An 18,293-nucleotide genomic window follows, 5' to 3' on the forward strand; every position below is an offset into this window, starting at 1 on the left:
CTCGCGACATACAGGCGTTCGGGCTTGGGGGCGAGTTGGAGGCCACGCATCGGGCGGGCTCCGTGGCTGCGGGTGGCCGAGAAGTGTTCGCGGCAGGCGGCAAATGCCTGCTCGACGAAGTCGCGACTGCCGATGACCAGGCCGTCGGTGAAATATCGTACGCGGCATCGCAGGTAGGTGGCGCGGTCGAGGCGGCCGCCCTTCTTGAGGGCTTTCAGCGCGGTCTTGCGGGGGACGCGATCCCTGATGGATGCGGTGCCGGGACGTTGTTTCTCACGGGCGAGTTGCTCGGCTTGGGCGGCTTCGGTTTCCGGCAGGCCGTATAGCCAGCAGCGCCAGCGTTGGAGGCTCTCGTTGTGATTCTTTGGGCGCTGATGGTCGGGAAGCTGTCCGCCGTGGGGTGCCAGCGAGTTGAGGAAGGTGACGGCCCGGCGGGCAAGCCGTCCGCCGGCAAGCGCTTCGGCGTAGCCGCACCAGCGGTAGTCGGCGGGGTCGTCACAGATCTTGGCGCGCACGGGATTGAGGTCGATGTAGGCGGCCATGGCTCGCAGGGCATGGCATTCGCCCTGGACGAGGACGGAGCGGAAGCGGTCTTCCCAGAGGGTGCCCTTGCGTTTGTGGCGTCCATTGAACCACTGGGTGAAGCGTTGTTTGAGGGTTTTCATGAACGGGCTGATGTCCCACATGCGGGCGAACCATCGTTCGCGAAGTGCTTCGGCTCCGGCGGTGTTGCCGATCTTGCGAAGGTGCTTGAGTTCCCATGCGAGTTCGTTGGCACCTTTGTCGCCGAGGGTATTACGGACCAGGCTGACAAGGGCGTCGTCGTTGGGGAGATGCTCGGGGGAGGGGCGTTGCGGGACTTCCACGAGGAGGTGGAAGTGATTCGACATGAGGCAATAGGAAAGGATGCGCAGGCCGCAAAGCTTCTCATAGAGTCGCATGAGTTTGATGAAGTGATCCTTTTCCGCGGGTCCGAGCAGGAACTCCCGACCGACGATGCGGGAAACGCAGTGGAAGTAGGCGACGGGCAGATTCTTCGGGCCACGGAAACGAGGGCGACGCATGGAGTGAGAGAAGCAGGCTTGACGAGGAAGATCAACTCGTTTCTTGTAAAGGGACAGACACTTTAAAGTACTTGTAAAGGGACAGACACTTTAAAGTAAAGTAAAGGAGGGTCAGACACTTTAAAGGAAAGGTGAGGGTTTGGTTGCTTGTCGTTGCTAGAGAGGACTCTTTTGGTGGCCCGGAGAGCGGAGGTGAGCCACCGCAGTCCAAAGATTTCTAGCGTTTGGCCTTGAGGGCTTGGATTCCGGCGGCGAGGTGGAAGAGGTTCGAGCTGGCATCGCGCTTGATCTGATCCATCAAGGTGCCGAAGAGCGCGAAGGCTTCGTTCTTGTATTCCACCAGCGGGTCCTTCTGCCCCTGACTTCGGAGAAAGATGCCGTCGCGGAGCTCATCCATTTCGGCAAGATGCTCCTGCCAGCCGTGATCGATGGCGAAAAGCAGGGCCCTCCTTTCCTCGCGCTCGAGGAACTCAGCGGGCACGCCTTCGACTCGTTGCTCGTAGCTGGCAAGGACACGTTTGGTGACTTCAGAGGGGAGCTTTTCTGGGGCGACGTTTGAGGGATCGCTGAGCTCGATCAGGAATGTCGCTCGCGCCCATTCGCGAAGGGGAGTGAAATCCGGGTTGAGTGGGTCACCATCCGCGAGATGACTCTGGACACCGTGGGTGACGCTTTCCTCGATCGTCTGCAGCGCCAAGTCCCGGATGTCTTCGTTGGTCAGGACGTTGTTTCTGAAGTCATAGACGATCTCGCGTTGGAGATTCATCACATCATCGAAATCGAGGATCTGCTTGCGGCCTTTGGCGTCGCGCTGTTCGAGTTGTGCTTGGGCGGATTCGACGAGTTTGCCGATGGGCGGGATCTTGGTGCCGTTTCTTTTCGCTTGTTCGATGAGCGCCGCCATCTGGGCGGGATCGCCATGGTTGCGCATGAGGTCGTCTTCGAGGGAAAGGAAGAACTGCGAACAGCCGGGGTCGCCTTGGCGGGAGCAACGGCCGCGGAGTTGCCGGTCGACGCGACGCGAGGCGTGGCGCTCGGTGGCGATGACGAACAGGCCGCCGAGTTCGGCGACGCCTTCGCCGAGTTTGATGTCGGTGCCGCGGCCTGCCATGTTTGTCGAAACGGTCACTGCACCTCGTTGGCCGGCCATGGCGACGATGTTGGCTTCCTTTTCGTGGTGCTTGGCGTTGAGCACCGAGTGCGGGATTTTAGCGAGCTTGAGCATGCGGGCGAGCGTCTCGGAGGCCTCGACGGAGGCGGTGCCGATGAGCACGGGTTGGCCGGCTTGGTGAGCGGTTTCGACTGTTCTGATCACCGCTTGGTATTTGTCGCGCCGGGTCTTGAAGAGCTGGTCGTTGCGGTCGATCCGCTGGTTCGGTGCGTGGGTCGGGATGGGGAGGACATCGAGGTGATAGATGGCGTGGAATTCCGCCGCGGCGGTTTCTGCGGTTCCCGTCATTCCGGCGAGTTTCTCATAGAGACGGAAGTAGTTCTGAATGGTGATCGTCGCGTAAGTTTTCGTCTCTTCTTCAATCTTCACGCCTTCCTTCGCTTCGACGGCTTGGTGAAGGCCATCCGACCAGCGTCGGCCCGGCATTTCGCGGCCGGTGCTTTCATCGATGATCGTGACTTTTCCGCCGCGGACGACGTAGTGGACATCGCGCTCGTGGAGGCAGTAGGCACTGAGCAGTTGGGAGATGGCATGGATCGATGCGGCACGTGTGTTTCGCTCTTCATGGAGTGACTTTTTGGCGTTCTCTTTCTGTTCGCGCGAAAGGCTCTCGTCGTTGTCGATGGCGCTGAGCTTCGTGGTGAAATCCGGCAGTGTGAAGCTCTCGGGATCGCTGGGTGAAAGGAGCAGTCGGCCTTTCTCCATGAGGTCGGCGTCGCGGCGTTTGTCGTCGATGGAAAAATAGAGCTCTTCCTTGAGTTGATAGATGTCTTTCCGAAAGGACTGACGTTGGTACTGGAGTTCCGTTTTTTCCAAGAGCCTGCGGAGTTCGGGGCTTTCCATGAAGCGCAGGAACTGGCGGTGGCGTGGTTGGCCGAGCTTTAGTTTGAAGAGTGCCAGACCTGCTTCGGCTTCGTCTCCTGATTCGAGATGGCTTTTTACATCGGAGGCGAGCTGGTTGCACAGCGCGGTCTGGCGTTTCACCAGTTGTTGGACTTGCGGCTTGAGCTCGAGCATCGGCTGCGCGGATTGCTCGGCGGGTCCGGTGATGATCAGTGGCGTACGTGCGTCGTCGATGAGGATGGAATCCACTTCGTCGAGCAGGGCGAAGTAGTGGTCGCGCTGGACTTGTTCTCCGCGGCTTTGGGCCATGCCATTGTCGCGGAGGTAGTCAAAGCCGAATTCCGAGTTGGTGCCGTAGGTGATGTCGCAGGCGTAGGCGGCTCGGCGCTCTGCCGGGCGCATCTGGTTTTGCAGGCAGCCTACGCTGAGACCGAGTGAACGGTAGAGGGCGCCCATCCATTCGGAGTCGCGTTTGGCGAGGTAGTCGTTGACGGTGACGACGTGAACTCCGAGACCTGTTAGAGCATTGAGATAGACCGGCAGCGTGGCGACGAGCGTCTTTCCTTCACCGGTTTGCATTTCGGCGATGAGCCCGCGGTGCAGGGCGATGCCTCCAATGAGTTGGACGTCGTAGTGGACCATGTCCCAGGTCAATGGCTGGCCGCTGACGCGTGTCTGGCTGCCGCAGAGTCGGCGCGCGGCATTCTTCACCACGGCGTAGGCTTCGGGGAGGATCTGCAGGAGGTATTTCGCGCGGGCCGGACCGAAGCGGTCCTCGATGTGGTGAAAGGCGGCCTTTGCGTTCTCGATGGACTCCGCGGTGGGGGCGACCTCAGAGGGTAGGGATGAGAACTCCTTGCGCAGCACGGCGAGGCGCTGCTGCAGGGCCTGGGCGGTTTTCTGCAGGGCGGCTTCGTCCATTTTTTCGACAGCGGTCTTGGAGGCGATGTCGAGCGGATGGTAGCGGGCGAGATGCTGCTGCCATTTGCTGGTGAGCTCTTGGAGGGCTTCGGCAGGTTCTTGCTGAAGCTTCTCTTCGATGCTGTTGATGCGTTTGACGATCGGACGAATTCGGCTGAGTTCGCGATCGTTTTTGCTGCCGAGGATGGGTGGAAATGACCAGGTGATCATGAAATTGGATGAGTCGTGCGGGGGTGTTTCTCCGCGGATTTTAAAGAAATGTTAGAAAATGGATGCCGTAAATCGGCGAAAGTCCGCCACTGGAGCGGGTGGGTTTCCCTCATGGAGGAGGAAAGACGGATCGGCGCGGTTTCCCGATTACGAGGTTCGCACTCGAGCCTGTGAAGTGGCGAGTGTCGGTTGCAACAGGGTGCGTTCTAGCAGGTCTCTGTTGCCGGCGGAGCCCGTCCTTGGACAGTCCCGTTTGATGAGGCGAGAGCGACCTGGTTTCGGAAGGGTGCGATTGCGATCCGCTGGAATGCGGGTTCACTCAGGGTGGTGCCATCGAGGGTCGGTCCGGCCAAGCTGGTCGGAGGGTTCGCGGTGTTTGGCGGTGCGTCCTCGTCTGCGAGGAGAGTCACGCTGCCGCCATCGAGTTGAGCGGACTTTCTCAGCGAGGCCTTTTGCTGGGCGAGCAGGTTGCATCCGAACAGAGCCACCAGCGCGAAGACCCATGGGATCAAGACGTGAGGCTGAAGCTTCTGGCGGAAGGTGATCATCGGGATTCGGGGCCGGGCAGCCGTAGCGACTTACCAGATGGAGGATCGGAGAAGGCGAGGAATTGTCAAATCATGGCTGCTGGCGACGGGTATCTGATCGGAGAAATCTGGAGTGCGGTGGCAGCCTGCTGCCGCTGTGGTGAGATCCAGCTTGCTGGATGCGGGGGCGAACGACGGGTTGAGGTCTTTTGGTGGTTCGGGCTCGTTTCCGGCAGGCCGGAAACGGGAACAGCGGCAGCAGGCTGCCGCAGTCCACGGGCTTGTGGGTTAGTCGGGCTTGCCGGGGTGCATGAGGTAGCCGAAGAGGTCGCGGGTTTGCTCGGTGGTGAGGCCGTTGAGGAGGCCTTCAGGCATGAGGGAGGTTTCGAAGAGTTGGCGGTCCTGGATTTGCGTCCGCTCGATGGTCTCTTTGGTGGTCATTGTCTGGATGGTGAGGGTGCGGGGACTCTGTTCTTTGATGACGCCTGTTAGGGTGCGGCCGTCGGTGAGGGTGAAGAGCTCCATGCGATAATCCGGGGCGAGTTCGGCGGAGGGGTCGATGATGTTGTGGAGGAGGTAGTCGAGGTTGCTGCGGCCGCCACCTGTTAGGTCGGGGCCGATGTCGCTGCCCTGGCCGTGGAGCTTGTGGCAGGTGGCGCAGTGGGTTTGGAAAATCTGGCTGCCGTTTGTTAGATCGGCCTTGGCGAGGACGGCGGGGGTGAGTTGGGCGCGGGTGGCTTCGATGAGCTCGGTTTTGGCTTGGTCGGTAAGGCCGCTGGTGCCCCAGACTTTGCGGAGCTGGGTGGAGAGGGCTTCGTCGCCGAGGGAATCGATCTGGCGGGCGTGGAAAGCGCTGAGGCGTTGGGCGGGGAGTTTTTTCTGCTCGATGCGATCGAGCAGGGTGCGGGCGAAGGCGGGGCGGGAGCAGAGGATGGCGAGGATCTCGTCCTGCTGAGCGGCGTGGAAGCGGTTGAGCTTGAGGGTCAGGATGCGGCCGACCCTTGGGTCGTCGAAAGTGGCGAGTCCTTCGGCGGCGGTGGTGTTGAGGTGCTGGACATCGAGGAGGGAAATCAGGATTTTTTTGAGGTCGTCGGGATTGGCGCGGATGAGGCTGCGGAGGGCGGATTGGCGGGCATCGAGGGGGGCTTTGGGGTCGAGGGCGATCTGGCGGACTTCGGAAAGGGGGAGGCCGGTGCCGAAGAGGAGTTCGAGGGGGGCGAGTTGGGGTTTGAGGGAGGGGTCGAGGGATTTGACGAAGGCGGGCCAGTTCGGTGGCGGGGTGGCTTTTTGCCAGCCTCGGGTGGCGTCGGTGAGGCCGCGGATTAAGTCAGTGGTAGCGCCGACTAAAGTCGGCGGTCCGGTCGCGAGTTTGAGGAGCTGGTTGAAGGGTTCGGGGCGGGTGTCGAGGTCTTCGGCTAGGCGGCGGGCGATGAAGCGGCGGAGCTTGGGCCAGGTGCAGGCGGAGAAGATCTCGACGAGGTGATCGGGGTGCTCGTCAGCGACGGGGATCAGGCCATACCAGACGAGCAAGGGGAGGTTGTGGTCATCGGCGTCCTCGGCGTGGGAAACGAGGGCGAGGGCGAGGTGCTTGCGGAGATCGAAGGGGAGACGCTGGAGGGTGGAGGCGAGTTGAAGGCGGACTTGGGGGGAGCGGTCGGCGAGTATTATGAAGAGTTCAATGTATTCGTCCGCGAGGTAAGATGCTTCATCGGTATCAATTCGTGTCGAGGTGATTGAATCGAGAGGCCAGTTTTCTGTGAGTGATCGAATGAAATCACTCTCACTCTCCGGTTTTATCCAAAACCTCTGTTCTCCGGCGTCGATGGGCATGAATCCTTTTTGAATCAATTCTTCACCAGTGGGACTCGCGTGTTTAGCATCACGACTGTGTGGTGACTTCCTCAAGGCACGAACTTGGCAAGCCATTCGGCTTTGCCACGAATTTTCCTTGTTCTGTAAAATGGGAAGAAGCTCTTCATTTGAAGTCTTCGTCATGTCGTCTTCCCACCTACGATACTCATCGTAGCTAATCATATAGATCCGCCCACTCGTCCGATGAACGCCGGTGTTTTCGTGGCATTCGCCGGTGTCGGACCAGTCGAGGACGTAGACTTCGCCGTGGGGGCCTTGGGTGAGTTCGACGCCTCGGAAGAAGGGGTCGGGGGTGATGAAGAGGTCTTCGCCGTGGCTGGCGACGAAGCCGGAGCCTTTGGGGGTGAGGATCTCCTGATTGATGCGGCGGCCGTGGAGGTTGATGGTGAAAAGTTTGCCGCGATACTCGGCGGGCCAGTTGTTGCCTTGGTAGATCATCATGCCGACGTGGGCGTGGCCGCCGCCGAAGTCGTTGGCGACGCCGTTGCGGGATTCGTTCCATTTCCCGCTGGTGTCGAAGTGCCAGTGGTCGGCGTGGCCGGGGATGGTTTCGTAGACGCGCGGGTTGGCGGGATTGGTGAGCAGGCGCGCGAGGCGCATGCCGGGGACGGCGTGGAAGAGGTGGTCGTTGACGGTGTTGATGAGGAAGAGGTTGCCGTTTTCGTCCCAGTCGTGGCCCCACGGGTTGGTGGTGCCGGAGGCGATGACTTCGAAGGTGCCGCGGGTGCGATGGTAGCGCCAGATGCCGCCGCGCAGGGGGATGCGATCGGCGTCGGGGGTGCCGGGTTTGCCGACTTCGCCGGGGGCGGAGCCGCCGCAGCGGCCGTAGAGCCAGCCGTCGGGTCCGATGCGCAGGCCATTGGCGAAGTTGTGGTGGTTGCCTTTCGGGACGGTGAAGCCGTCGAGGATGACTTGGGGTTCGGAGTCGGGGATGGCGTCGCGGTTTTCATCGGGGATGAAAAGGAGCTGCGGGGGGCACATGACCCACAGGCCTTCGGGGGTCCACTCGATGGATGTTAGATTGAGAAGGGTGTCGGTGAAGACGAGGCGTTCGTCGGCTTTGCCGTCGCCGGTGGTGTCCTTGAGGAGGATGACTCGGTCGCGTAAGTCGTCGCGCAGGGTGGTGCCGAGTCGTTCATAGGTGAAGTTTTCGGCGACCCACATGCGGCCGCGGGTGTCCCATGAGCAGTCGATGGGGTTTTGGACGGTGGGCTCGGAGGCGAAGACGCCGATTTTGAAGCCCTCAGGCATCGGGGTTTTGGCGGCGACTTCCTCGGCGGGCATGGGGGAGCCGGGCTGGGTTTCCGAGTTGGTGGGAGTGGGGAATTCGGTGGCGAGACTGACCGCAGGGATGAGGAAGAGGAGGGGGCGCATGGGATTTTGGAGTGCGGCAACCTGCTGCCGCTGTGGTGGGATCCAGCCTGCTGGATGTGGTGGGCGAATGATGGGTGACGATGTCTTTTGGTGGGGCGGGTTCGTTTCCAGCAGGCTGGAAACGGAACAGCGGCAGCAGGCTGCACGCAGTCCACGGCTATCTTTTGACGTAGCGGAAGCCGGGGAGGGGGCGGACGAGGCGTTTCATTTCGAGTTTTAAGAGGGTGGCGCTGACGGTGGCGGCGGGGAGGGCGGTGAGGTCGATGAGGCGGTCGATGCCGGATTCGTCGGTGCCGAGGGCGGTGAGGACGGTTTGCTCGTCGGGGGCTAGGTCGGGGAGGTCGGGTTTTTCGGCTGCTTGGGTGGACTGAAGTCCACCGTCCTGAGTAGGCTGAAGCCTACGCTCCGGGCGGTCGAAGTTGAGGGAACCGAGGTCATCGAGGAGTTCGGAGGCGTCGGTGAGGAGGGTGGCACCGTCGCGGATGAGGCGGTTGCAGCCGGCGGAGGTCGGTTTGTCGATCGGGCCGGGGACGGCGTAGACGGGGCGGCCGTATTCGGTGGCGAGATTGGCGGTGATGAGGGAGCCGGACCAGAGTGGGGACTCGGTGACGATGAGGGCCTTGCTCCAGGCGGCGACGATGCGGTTGCGCTGCGGGAAGGTTTTCTTGTCGGGGGAGGTATGGAGGGGGAATTCGGAGACCACGGCGCCTTTGCCATCGGCGATCATTTCCGCAAGCGGGAGGTTTTCGGCGGGGAAGATCTTGGCGAGGCCGGAGCCGATGACGGCGATGGTGCGGCCTCCGGCGGCGATGGCGGCTTCGTGGGCGGTGGTGTCGATCCCGCGGGCGAGGCCGGAGATGACGGTGAAGCCGGCGTGGGCGAGCTGGTAGGAGAGTTTTTTGCTACTATTTTTCCCGTAGATCGAGCAGCGGCGGGTGCCGACGATGCCAATGGCGTGTCGGTCGCGTTCTTCGATCTTTCCCCAGACGTAGAGGAGGAGTGGGCAGTCGTAGGCTTCGCGGAGCTGGGGTGGGAAGGCGGGGTCATCGGGAAGGATGACGGAGAGGTTCCGTTCCTTGAGTTCGCGCAGCTCGGTGGCGGGGTCGGAGTGGGATTCCCAGTCGGTCAGGATGGCCGCGAGTTCGGGGCCGATGCCATCGACGCGCATGAGCTGGTCCTGGCGGGCGGCGAGGGCTTTGTCGGCGGAGCCGAAGGCTTCGATGAGGCGTCGGATGCGGACAGGGCCGAGCTTGGGGAGCTGGTTGAGGGCGAGGAGGTGTTCGAGCACGGGATAGGATTCTATTGGGAAGCATCTTTGAAAGTTGGCAGGTGCTTGTCCATGGCGATGTGCGGGATGCCGACTTCGGTGAAGGTTTTTCCGAGCGGGAGATAGTCACATTTCAGATAGAAGTCGCGGGCCGATTGACGGGCGTGGAGGGTGAAATGGGTGATGCCTTCTTTGGCGAGAATCGTCTCGACGGTGATGAGGAGATGCTTGCCGTGGCCCTTGCCGTGAAGTGGGGGATTGATCCACATCTGCCGGAAGCGCATGCTTCGGTGATCGGTAGGACGGGCGATCAGACCGCCGATGATGGTCTTCCCGTCGAGAAGTGCGAAATGGCGGTGATCTGCCTCATTTTCGGTATCATCGGTGTTGAGATTCAGGCCGAGGGGTTGGCGCAAGTGAAGGTCACGGAAGATGAGATTTTGACGGTAGAATTCGGAGCCGTACGGGATTTCTTGGACGGTCATGAGGCGGTGGGGCAGATTTTGCTATGGCTGCGGGCCGCCGCAGCTATGTCCATTGGGCGAGTTGTTCGGGGAAGGGGCAGTCGTGGCAGTCGGTGAGGTCTTCGAGGCAGAAGTCGTGGTAGATCTGGAGGAGGGCCTGGTGGTGGGCGGCTTTTTTGAGCCAGGGTTTGGCGGCTTCTTCGGAGCCGAAGAGGCGGATGGCGCAGCGTCGGACCTTTTCGTTCTTCGCGCCAGCGGGGAGCTTGAGGTAGGACTCGAAGTCGAAACGAGGGTCTTCGTGAAGGGCGAGGGGGATGAGGTGGTTGGCGAAGAGTTCGGTAGCTTGGGATTTGCCGAAGAGGGCGATGGGGCGTGCGCTTTTGGCGGAGGAAAGGGTGTGGCGGTGGGTCCAGAACTCGTCGCTGAGTTCGGCGAGGAAGATGGTGGTGGTTTTGGGCGAGAAGGGACGGCCGAGGGCGCGTTTGCGGAAGGTGGACCAGTTTCTAACAATGGCGGCGAGGGCGGCGACGCGGCGGTGGGGATGGTTGGCGGGGCGCTGGCCGTGGAACTTCCAGGGGATGGGGTGGGTGGACTCCCAGTTGCCGCGATGCTTCCACCAGGTGTCCCAGAGTTGGCGGAGGTGATCACGGGTATCGGGTGGGGCTTTTTCGTGGAGTTCGGGGGAGAGAAAGCCGGCGGCTCCGAAGAGCAGGGCTTCCGTATCGTCCGGGTGTTCCTTCAAGGCGGTGAGCGGCATGCGCTGGGCGAGGAGCCGCATGGCGAGGGCGTTGGCGCGGTAGCCGAGGGTTTCGGCGGTGGCTTGGTAGAGGGCGGCGTCGCGGCCGTGGGCGTCGGCGGTTTTGAGGAAGCGGGCGGACTTGAGGGCGGCGCGATGTTCGGAGGATTGTTGAAGGAGCGAGCGGAGGGCGGGCTCTGTTAGATCGGCGAGGGGGTGGACGCAGCGGCCGGGGCGGGCGATGGCGATTTCTCTAACAGGGAGCTGGAGGGCTTGTTGGATGAGCTGGGCGGGCATGGCAACATGCGGGACTTCGCGGTGCTCGGCGGTGCGGGTGAAGGTGGTGGAGGTCTGTGATCGGAAAGTGATGTGGAGGACGACTTTGTTGAATGCCGGGTCGCTGCCGTGGCCGTGGGCTTCCCAGTCGGAGGCTTCGAGGTCGAGTTCGATGGCTCCGTCCTGTTTTTCCCCATCGATCTCAACGGCGGCGTGGAGGAAGTCGGGTCCGGCGGTGCGGTTCCATTCGCCAAACTGGATGATTCTAACAGCTCGTCCGCGGTCGTCGGTGAAGTCGCGGCCGAAGGCTCCCGCGAACCACAGGGCCTGCAGTTCGAGTTCGTCGGGGAGGGGGAGCGGCGGAGATTCGGCAAGCCGGTTTTCGCCGAGGACTTGGTTGAGGAGCTTGAGGTAGGTCATGGCTCGGTGGGGTTGGTTGCTGCGGGCCGCAGCAAGCACGGCCTGCGGCGGGCCGCAGCAGCTACGGCGATGGAGCAGCGACGCTACTTTTTCGGGGTGGCGGGAGGTGGCGGAGGAGGGTCGAGGATGTTGAGCCAGGCGGCAGCGGCTTCAGCTTCGGGGAGGTGGGAGTAGCGGAGCTTGGCGTCGCGGAGTGTCCTGATGGCGACGGTGTTACGCTGATTGGTGCGATCGATGGCGGCGATCAGCATGTCCATGCGGAAGCGGTCGACATTGTTGAAGTAGATGCCTTTGGCTTCCTGAAAGGCGAGCGTGGCTTGGGGGTATTGTTTGCGCTCCATCAGGTCGAGTCCGAGTGCTTCAAGCATCACTCCGCTTTGCATGCGGGGAGCGGCGAGTCTCAGTTGTTTCTCCATTTCTGAAGGGTCTTTTCCCCAGCGCATTTCGGCGATGCGCAAGGCACGGTAAGCGGCATCCTCTGGCTTTTTTTCTCCGCTGCCATCGAGGTGGAGGAAGGGGCGGTAGAGGGGGTCGCCGAGCACGACGTTGTGCCACGAGAGGGCTGGGATCGACATGTAGGCGGCTTCGGCGAGAGTGTATCCTGCGAGCAGGCGTGCCGAAAAGATGTCGAAGTTATGGGTCAGATGGAGCAGGGGTTCATAGACGTTTCCGAGGGTCGCGGCGGCTCCTTTTTCGAGTAGCGGGGCGCACCAGTTCTGGGTGGGGTTTCGCAGTTGGGCGGCGCTGAATGAATGGAGGTGAACGGCGACGGCACCGCGTTTGAATTTGAAGCTTGGGTTCTTGAACGGGCCGCTGACGTGGCCATCGTACCATCCGAAGTAAATGGCGGTATCATTGAGCGGGTAGTTCGGCGGGAGGGTGGGATTAAAGCGATCGACGAAAGTGGGGATGCCTGCGTTCATGAAGTTGGCGGCGGTGACTTCCAGCCAGGTGTCGCCTTGGGGGTGCTTGTTGGCGATGTCGATGACGGCCATGCCCCAGAGTCCGGTTTTCTCCACGGCGATGGCATCGGCGATCATGCGCTGGCAAACTTCGAAGGAGGGGCCATCGATACGGCCGACGAGGAGGATGGGGATGCCGGCTGCGGAGATGGCGTCGTCCTTTTTGAAGTAGGGATTATTGATCTGACCTTGGGAGGGAAAGCCGTCGAGGCCGAGGAGCGAAAGTTCGGAGTCGACGGAGGCACTGCGGTTTTCCATCCACTTCTGGCCCTGTGAAACGGGTGGGGCGTCTTCCGGCGGAGGAGGTGATGCTTCGAGGACTTTGATCGGGATGCCGCGCATGCAGGCGAGGATCTGAATTCGGGTGCTCTGCATTTGCAGATTGCCCTGTTCGTTGGGTGCGCGAGTCCACCATTGGCGGCGGTCAAATTCCGCCACCAGAGGTTCGCGGAGCAGGGTATCGAATTCGGCCCGGGTGATTTCTTCTTTGTCCGGCAAGCGCAGGCCCACGAGATTCTCCACGGGAATGCCACGGGCGACGGCGTAGCTGTTGGCAAGCTTCTCGGACTCGGGCAATGCGCTGTTGTAGAGCACGGCGACCGATTGGACGACCGGGTCTCTTGGCGCGGCGAAGACCGAGTGGGAAATGAGAAGGAAAAGCAGCAGTCGAAGCATGGGCCAAGTCAAAGGCGCAGGGCTTGATGCGGGAAGCGTGAAATGCTCACAACTTCAGACCGTCGTGGGCGACGCGGATCCGATGGGGCAGCGTTGATTCCAGCTGGGAGTGCTCGTTTTCATGTCCCAAATGAGTGAGCCAGGCCTTGCCGGGGTCGATCCGCTCGATGGCGGCGAGGGCTTCGGTGACTGACATGTGGGTCGGGTGGGACGAGGGACGGAGCGAGTCGATGATCAGGATGTCGACCTGATGAATGCGGTCGAGAGTTTCTTGCGGGATGCGTTTTACATCCGGGATGTAGGCGCTTGGCGGGCTGCCGGGGTGTTCGAAGAGGAAGCCGTGAGTGTCGACGGCGCCGTGTTCGACGAGCAGCGGGGTGACTTTCAGGTCGCCGTAGGAGAAGGGGCCATCGAACTCGATGGCGCCCGGTTTCACGTAGCCGCGGTAGACGTTTTCCTCGGAAAATGCCCAGGAAAACATGGTGCGGAGGGTGGTGAGGGTCTGGGTGCTGCCGTGCATCGGCAGGGGGGTGTCGCGGCGCCAGCAGAAGGCGCGGAGTTCGTCGAAGCCGACGACGTGGTCGACGTGGCCGTGGGTGTAGAGCACCGCGTCGACCCTGGTGATTTTTTCGCGCAAGGCCTGTTCGCGGAGGTCGGGGCCGGAGTCGACGAGCAGGCTGATGTCTCCCGCGCGGACGTGAATCGACGAGCGGGTGCGGGTGTTGCGCGGGTCGGAGGAGGTGCAGACCGGACACTCGCAACCGATGACCGGGACACCGACGGAGGTGCCGGTGCCGAGGAAGGTGATTTCGAAGTCCGCAGGCATCTGGGCGGGAGGATGGGGGAATTATTTGAAACGCCAAGTCGCCAAGCGGGGAAAGTTTTCTGGATGGGTGGGGTGTTTAGTCTTGTGTATATCACGATTGTGTATACAGTGGTTTGATGGAAACAACGACAGTCTTCAAAAGCGGAAACTCATTGGCTGTGAGATTGCCGAAGGGGTTCTCGTTGCCAATTGGTCGGGTGATCATCACCAAGGACGAAGCGGGGATCCACCTGATGCCTACGACGAACAACTGGCCGGAGGATTTGGAGAAGATGTTTCCCCGTGAGCCAAAGCTCGATTCATGGGAGAGACCTGAACAAGGTGAGGGATTGGACTCGCGCGACTGGTGATGTTCCTTCTCGACACGGATACCTGCATTTTCTTCATGCGCGGCGAGGAGGAAGTGCTCGAGAATGCGCGGAAGGAGGATCGCTTGGCTATTCACGTTTCAACGATCAGTTTGTTTGAGCTACGTGTAGGGCTGGAGAAAGGATCGTTGAAGCATGCCAAGTTAAAGAGGGAGAAACTGGAGAATTTAGTGAAGTTGTTCTCGGTGGTGGACTTCGGCGATACGGAGGCGGTGATCGCGGCGCGTGTGCGGGCGGATCTTGAGAAGCGTGGGAAAAAGATCGGTCCCTATGATACGCTATTGGCTGGAGTGGCGCTGGCGAAGAGATGGACCTTGGTGACGAACAATAGTCGTGAGTTTTCTCGGGTGAAGGGTTTAAAATTGGTCAATTGGAAGGGCTAAAGCTTGGTGACGCTGACTCTCTTTATTGAGGTTCCGTCTTGCCCAGCGAGTGCGATGTCCTTGACTTGGCGGCTTTCCTTTTGAGCCAACGCCGGAAGGTATCAAAGAGGGCTCCGGGGCCTTCAATGAGCCACCAATAGATCCCGAGTGGGACGGCGAGGTAGAGCAAGAAGGATTTGAGGAATGTTGCTGCGTCCGGCATGGGGTGGGTGGTCAGCCATGTGATGAAACAGGCGTAGACCGCGTAGCTGAGGATCAGGGCACTCAGGAAAGTGGCGGGAATGGCTGCGAGGCGGGGTAAGCGGAAGAGGCGGCAGAAAATGGTGCCTATTCCTGAGGCAGGAGCGAAAATTCCCCATCCCACCGCCCCCATGAGCGCGATTGAGACGAGGCCGGCGGGATAGGCAAGGGGGCCGCCCAAGCCGCCACCGAAGAACAGGGCGAAGATGAAAAGAAGCAGGTAAATCAGCGTCCAGATGGCGCAGGCGGCGACGATTCCAAAGGCAACGGCGAGGAAGTGGCGGGCGAGAAATAGGGCAGTGGCTTGGAGGGGCCGCATGGTGGTCACGAATATGAAAGGTGGGTTCTGGAAGGCAATGGCTTTGGTGGAATCCGGGGAAAGCCAAGGGCGGTGAAGCGCGACTGAAAGTCACCTTGCCCACTCATGGCGCTTTTCAAAGCGCTACTCCGTTCCAAAGGGGAGATGGACAGGGTGATGGATGGCGTGTAGGGTTTGGGACATGGGAAAGGAGGATCCATGCGAGAGTTTGGCGAGGGAACTTCGGGAAGTGCGCTCGGCTCAGCCATCGCGCAGCTCGAAGGAGTGGCTCGCGCAACTCCAGATGAACCGTTTGAAGTACGCCAAGAAGCTGCAGTCAGGCAGAGAGACGCCCTCGTCAGATGGGCAGACGATCGGGGTCTAATCCTTGATCCGAAGGAATTTCCGGAACGTCCGGTGCCAGGGGGCGCGGAACATGAGGTGTTTCCATTTGAGGGAGAGTTTTGGAAGATCACCCATACGGATTCTTTTGGATGGGTGCCGTCTGCCGGTGATGATGGGTTGCCGGAAGTCGTATGTGCGACACCGCTAGATTACCTGACCCGGTGGAAATTGGTGAACTGGGTGCTCGGGGATCGAGTGCTTCTTCGAGGAATCACTCATATCGACGAGGGGCTTTCTTTGGTGATTTCACAGCCTGCGATTGCGGGCGAGAATGCGGAACCGGATCAGATTCGGTCGAGGTTCGAGCAGGCTGGATTTCGGTCCCTGAGGCGGTTTGTCATGGGTGCTGAAGCTGACTCATCCTACTATGATCCCAATAGAAGGCTTGGGATCTTTGATGCGTCTGGAGACAACGTTTTGAATTCGGGGGGAATCATCGTCCCGATCGACGTCGTGGTCGTCGTGGCGAGTGAAGCGCTTCACCGTCAGTTTCTTGACTTAATCGCTTCGCGCAGATGTTGATTCGCAGGTCAGGCTGGACATACTCCCGGCATTCGCTCCCATGCTCACTCTTCTCAAAATCCGCAATCTGGCGCTGGTCGATGAACTGGTTTGGGAGCTCGGGCCTGGTTTGGTCGGGGTGACGGGGGAGACGGGGGCGGGGAAGTCGGTGATCGTGGGAGCGCTGAAGCTGGTGCTGGGCGAGCGTGCGGACAAATCGCTGATCCGGACGGGTGAGGCTTCATGCACGGTCGAGGCGGTGTTTGAGCTTTCGAACGCGGAGGAGGTGGATGCGGTTTTGGAAGAGGGTGGGCTTGAGGCTTGCGACGGTGGTCTGCTGATTGTCCGTCGGGCGATTGGTCAGACCGGGAACCGGCAGTTTGTCAACGATTCGCCGGTGACGCTGGCTTTGCTGAAACGCATCGGTGAGCACCTCGTTGATCTGCATGGTCCGCATGACCACCAGTCCTTGCTTTCGACGGAGCGTCAGCTGGCGATGCTGGATGCCTATGCCGGCGCGGACTTGGAAAAGTATCGGACGGCGTGGCGTGGCTGGCGTGCGAAGCAGACCGAACTGGAAGAGCTTCAGGAGGCGGAGAGTGCCGGCAGCCAGGAGCTGGAGTTGCTGCGGCACCAGGTGGATGAAATCGATGCGGCGAACTTGAAGCCTGAAGAGGAGGACGAGATTGCGGATCGCTATCGGCGGGCGAGCAACGCGACGCGATTGGTCGAGCTGGCGAGTGCTGCCGCGGGCGTGCTCGGTGGCGATGAAGGGGGAGTGGTGAATCTTCTGGCGGAAGTGCAGAAGTATGTGCGGGAGTTGGAGAAACTCGATCCGACGGTGTGTGATAAGACGATGGGTCTTGAGGGTGCGGTGCTTGAGTTGCAGGAGTTGGAGACGACGCTGCAGGATTACGCGGAGGATTTGGATTTGGATCCGAAGGAGGCGGCGGAATTGGAGGAACGGGTGAATCTTTTCGAGACCTTGAAGCGGAAGTATGGGGTCACGCTGGAAGCGGTGCTGGCGCATCGTGATCGCTGTGCGGACCGTCTTGATGCGGTGGAGAATCGTGGGGAGCGGCTCGATCAACTTGCTGCGGAAGTGGCGAAGCTGCGTGAGGCGGTGGATGAGTTGGGCCGCAAGCTGGGACTGAAACGCAAGAAGGCCGCGCCGAAGTTGGCGAAGGAGATTGCGGGGCAGCTGAAGGATCTCGGTTTCAAGCAGTCGTCGTTTGAGATTCGCCTGGAGGCGAAGCGCGAGCCGTCGATTCATGGTTTTGAAGGAGTGGAGTTTTTATTCGGGCCGAATCCGGGTGAGCCGCTTCAGCCGCTGAGGTTGATCGGATCGAGCGGTGAGATCAGCCGGGTGATGCTCGCAGTGAAGAGTGCGTTGGCGGATCAGGATGCGACGCCATTGATGGTCTTCGATGAGATCGATGCCAATGTCGGTGGCGAGATCGCGCGTGCGGTTGGGAAAAAGATGGCGGCGCTTGGGGCGCGGCATCAGGTGGTGGCGATCACTCACTTTCCCCAGGTGGCGGCGACGGCGGCGCGGCACTACGTGGTCGAGAAGGATGTGGCTGGCGGGCGGACCAGATCTCGTCTCTATCCGGTGACGGGTGATCAACGGATTGATGAACTGGTCAGGATGCTCGGCGGCGGTGGCAAGTCGGCGCGGGACATGGCGATCAGTCTTTTGGAAGAGTGAGAATTGGTCTCGCTGGTAAGTCGTCTTACTTGTGTGCGCCGACTAAAGTCAGCGGTCCGGGCCTTGGGGTTGGTCGGGGTTCCATCCCGTGCCAATGCTGGAGAAGGGCCAGTCTTCCGGGGCTTGGCAAAGGGCAGCCATGACCGGATTGCGGTTAATGTAGGCGAGGGCACGATCGTAGTGGGTCTCATCTCGAATCACCCTGTCGAAGTATTCGCGCGCCCAGAGCTTTCCGGTTCTTAGGTTCAGTTTATTGATCCTGATTGCAGACGCCCCTTTCCATCGCTGGATGACTTTTGCGAGAGGCATATGATTGAGGCGAATCATGATGTGGACATGGTTGGGCATGATGCACCATGAGAGGAGTCGGTATTGCTCGGGATGACCCTCGATGATGATGGTTTGAAGGACGCGGGCCGAGGCGGGTTGGGAGAGTAGGCAGTCCCCATAGCTTTTGTCTTCGTAACGGGCGATTCGCTTGAGCAGGTCCTGACGAGCTTCTTGGGCAAGAATCGTATCGGGCGATTCCAGTGGAGCGGCAAGTTCGCTTTTCCATGAGTCGATCAATTTTCGTGGCACGGAGTCCGCAAGACGGAAGGTGATCGCTTGAATAGAATCGGCGTAATCCCGGTGGGGGAGGTAACCACGATCATAGGTAGAGCCCGTCCCACAATCGGATGATTTGAGCACAAGGATCTACGGGTCTTCCTGAATCTGGTGGATGAGCTTCGAAATGAGGGCGGATCACATCTTTCTTGAGCGATTTTCTCGGTCTGGGATGC

At 60.6% G+C, this 18,293-nt stretch carries 15 protein-coding genes; 4 read left to right on the top strand and 11 right to left on the bottom strand.

Annotated elements, in window-relative coordinates; translation table 11 throughout:
- From WBG04_RS04030 to WBG04_RS04070, 9 genes are all read right to left on the bottom strand, one after another.
- The coding region (locus WBG04_RS04030; RefSeq protein WP_424313093.1) for a transposase at positions 1–1,064 on the bottom strand (1,064 nt) is incomplete at its 3' end.
- Between the two features lie 217 nt (positions 1,065–1,281).
- Positions 1,282–4,209, bottom strand: coding sequence for a preprotein translocase subunit SecA (gene secA, locus WBG04_RS04035; RefSeq protein ID WP_424313094.1), 2,928 nt, complete (start codon positions 4,207–4,209; stop codon positions 1,282–1,284).
- A gap of 206 nt (positions 4,210–4,415) precedes the next feature.
- Complete coding sequence (locus WBG04_RS04040; RefSeq protein WP_424313095.1) at positions 4,416–4,757, bottom strand: hypothetical protein; 342 nt, start codon at positions 4,755–4,757, stop codon at positions 4,416–4,418.
- A gap of 267 nt (positions 4,758–5,024) precedes the next feature.
- Positions 5,025–7,982, bottom strand: coding sequence for a PVC-type heme-binding CxxCH protein (locus tag WBG04_RS04045; RefSeq protein ID WP_424313096.1), 2,958 nt, complete (start codon positions 7,980–7,982; stop codon positions 5,025–5,027).
- Positions 7,983–8,139: 157 nt separating this feature from the next.
- Positions 8,140–9,270, bottom strand: a complete 1,131-nt coding sequence (gene dprA, locus WBG04_RS04050; RefSeq protein ID WP_424313097.1) for a DNA-processing protein DprA — start codon at positions 9,268–9,270, stop codon at positions 8,140–8,142.
- Between the two features lie 11 nt (positions 9,271–9,281).
- On the bottom strand, positions 9,282–9,734 hold the full coding sequence (locus WBG04_RS04055) for a GNAT family N-acetyltransferase (RefSeq protein WP_424313098.1): 453 nt from the start codon (positions 9,732–9,734) through the stop codon (positions 9,282–9,284).
- Between the two features lie 43 nt (positions 9,735–9,777).
- On the bottom strand, positions 9,778–11,145 hold the full coding sequence (locus tag WBG04_RS04060) for a DUF2851 family protein (RefSeq protein ID WP_424313099.1): 1,368 nt from the start codon (positions 11,143–11,145) through the stop codon (positions 9,778–9,780).
- Positions 11,146–11,228: 83 nt separating this feature from the next.
- Positions 11,229–12,782, bottom strand: a complete 1,554-nt coding sequence (locus WBG04_RS04065) for a TIGR03790 family protein (RefSeq protein WP_424313100.1) — start codon at positions 12,780–12,782, stop codon at positions 11,229–11,231.
- Between the two features lie 46 nt (positions 12,783–12,828).
- Entirely contained in the window at positions 12,829–13,608 is a 780-nt protein-coding gene (locus WBG04_RS04070; protein ID WP_424313101.1) for an MBL fold metallo-hydrolase, read from the bottom strand.
- A gap of 116 nt (positions 13,609–13,724) precedes the next feature.
- On the opposite strand from WBG04_RS04070, the gene WBG04_RS04075 reads away from it, so the two are divergent.
- Together WBG04_RS04075 and WBG04_RS04080 are read left to right on the top strand one after the other, a co-directional pair.
- Positions 13,725–13,958: an antitoxin gene (locus WBG04_RS04075; protein ID WP_424313102.1), complete on the top strand. Its 234-nt coding sequence runs from the start codon at positions 13,725–13,727 to the stop codon at positions 13,956–13,958.
- Complete coding sequence (locus WBG04_RS04080) at positions 13,958–14,359, top strand: type II toxin-antitoxin system VapC family toxin (protein ID WP_424313103.1); 402 nt, start codon at positions 13,958–13,960, stop codon at positions 14,357–14,359. The genes WBG04_RS04075 and WBG04_RS04080 overlap by 1 nt, the downstream gene beginning before the upstream one ends.
- A gap of 22 nt (positions 14,360–14,381) precedes the next feature.
- Here WBG04_RS04080 and WBG04_RS04085 read toward each other — a convergent pair whose 3' ends face one another.
- Positions 14,382–14,918: a hypothetical protein gene (locus tag WBG04_RS04085; protein WP_424313104.1), complete on the bottom strand. Its 537-nt coding sequence runs from the start codon at positions 14,916–14,918 to the stop codon at positions 14,382–14,384.
- Between the two features lie 198 nt (positions 14,919–15,116).
- On the opposite strand from WBG04_RS04085, the gene WBG04_RS04090 reads away from it, so the two are divergent.
- Positions 15,117–15,824 (top strand): hypothetical protein, encoded by a 708-nt coding sequence (locus tag WBG04_RS04090; protein WP_424313105.1) that lies wholly within the window; start codon positions 15,117–15,119, stop codon positions 15,822–15,824.
- Between the two features lie 40 nt (positions 15,825–15,864).
- Positions 15,865–17,511, top strand: a complete 1,647-nt coding sequence (gene recN, locus WBG04_RS04095) for a DNA repair protein RecN (RefSeq protein ID WP_424313106.1) — start codon at positions 15,865–15,867, stop codon at positions 17,509–17,511.
- Positions 17,512–17,559: 48 nt separating this feature from the next.
- On the opposite strand, the gene WBG04_RS04100 is transcribed toward recN, so the two are convergent.
- Positions 17,560–18,090, bottom strand: coding sequence for an REP-associated tyrosine transposase (locus WBG04_RS04100; protein WP_424313107.1), 531 nt, complete (start codon positions 18,088–18,090; stop codon positions 17,560–17,562).
- Positions 18,091–18,293: the final 203 nt, after the last annotated feature.

It is taken from the genome of Haloferula sp., assembly GCF_049672945.1.
Taxonomy (GTDB): Bacteria; Verrucomicrobiota; Verrucomicrobiia; order Verrucomicrobiales; family Akkermansiaceae; genus Haloferula.

What these genes read in the sequence shown, in the direction of transcription:
- secA (WP_424313094.1), bottom strand. Translation starts at nt 4,209, where the DNA reads ATGATCACCTGGTCATTTCCACCCATCCTCGGCAGCAAAAACGATCGC.
- WBG04_RS04040 (WP_424313095.1), bottom strand. Translation starts at nt 4,757, where the DNA reads ATGATCACCTTCCGCCAGAAGCTTCAGCCTCACGTCTTGATCCCATGG.
- WBG04_RS04045 (WP_424313096.1), bottom strand. Translation starts at nt 7,982, where the DNA reads ATGCGCCCCCTCCTCTTCCTCATCCCTGCGGTCAGTCTCGCCACCGAA.
- WBG04_RS04055 (WP_424313098.1), bottom strand. Translation starts at nt 9,734, where the DNA reads ATGACCGTCCAAGAAATCCCGTACGGCTCCGAATTCTACCGTCAAAAT.
- WBG04_RS04060 (WP_424313099.1), bottom strand. Translation starts at nt 11,145, where the DNA reads ATGACCTACCTCAAGCTCCTCAACCAAGTCCTCGGCGAAAACCGGCTT.
- WBG04_RS04065 (WP_424313100.1), bottom strand. Translation starts at nt 12,782, where the DNA reads ATGCTTCGACTGCTGCTTTTCCTTCTCATTTCCCACTCGGTCTTCGCC.
- WBG04_RS04070 (WP_424313101.1), bottom strand. Translation starts at nt 13,608, where the DNA reads ATGCCTGCGGACTTCGAAATCACCTTCCTCGGCACCGGCACCTCCGTC.
- WBG04_RS04075 (WP_424313102.1), top strand. Translation starts at nt 13,725, where the DNA reads ATGGAAACAACGACAGTCTTCAAAAGCGGAAACTCATTGGCTGTGAGA.
- WBG04_RS04080 (WP_424313103.1), top strand. Translation starts at nt 13,958, where the DNA reads ATGTTCCTTCTCGACACGGATACCTGCATTTTCTTCATGCGCGGCGAG.
- WBG04_RS04085 (WP_424313104.1), bottom strand. Translation starts at nt 14,918, where the DNA reads ATGCGGCCCCTCCAAGCCACTGCCCTATTTCTCGCCCGCCACTTCCTC.
- WBG04_RS04090 (WP_424313105.1), top strand. Translation starts at nt 15,117, where the DNA reads ATGCGAGAGTTTGGCGAGGGAACTTCGGGAAGTGCGCTCGGCTCAGCC.
- recN (WP_424313106.1), top strand. Translation starts at nt 15,865, where the DNA reads ATGCTCACTCTTCTCAAAATCCGCAATCTGGCGCTGGTCGATGAACTG.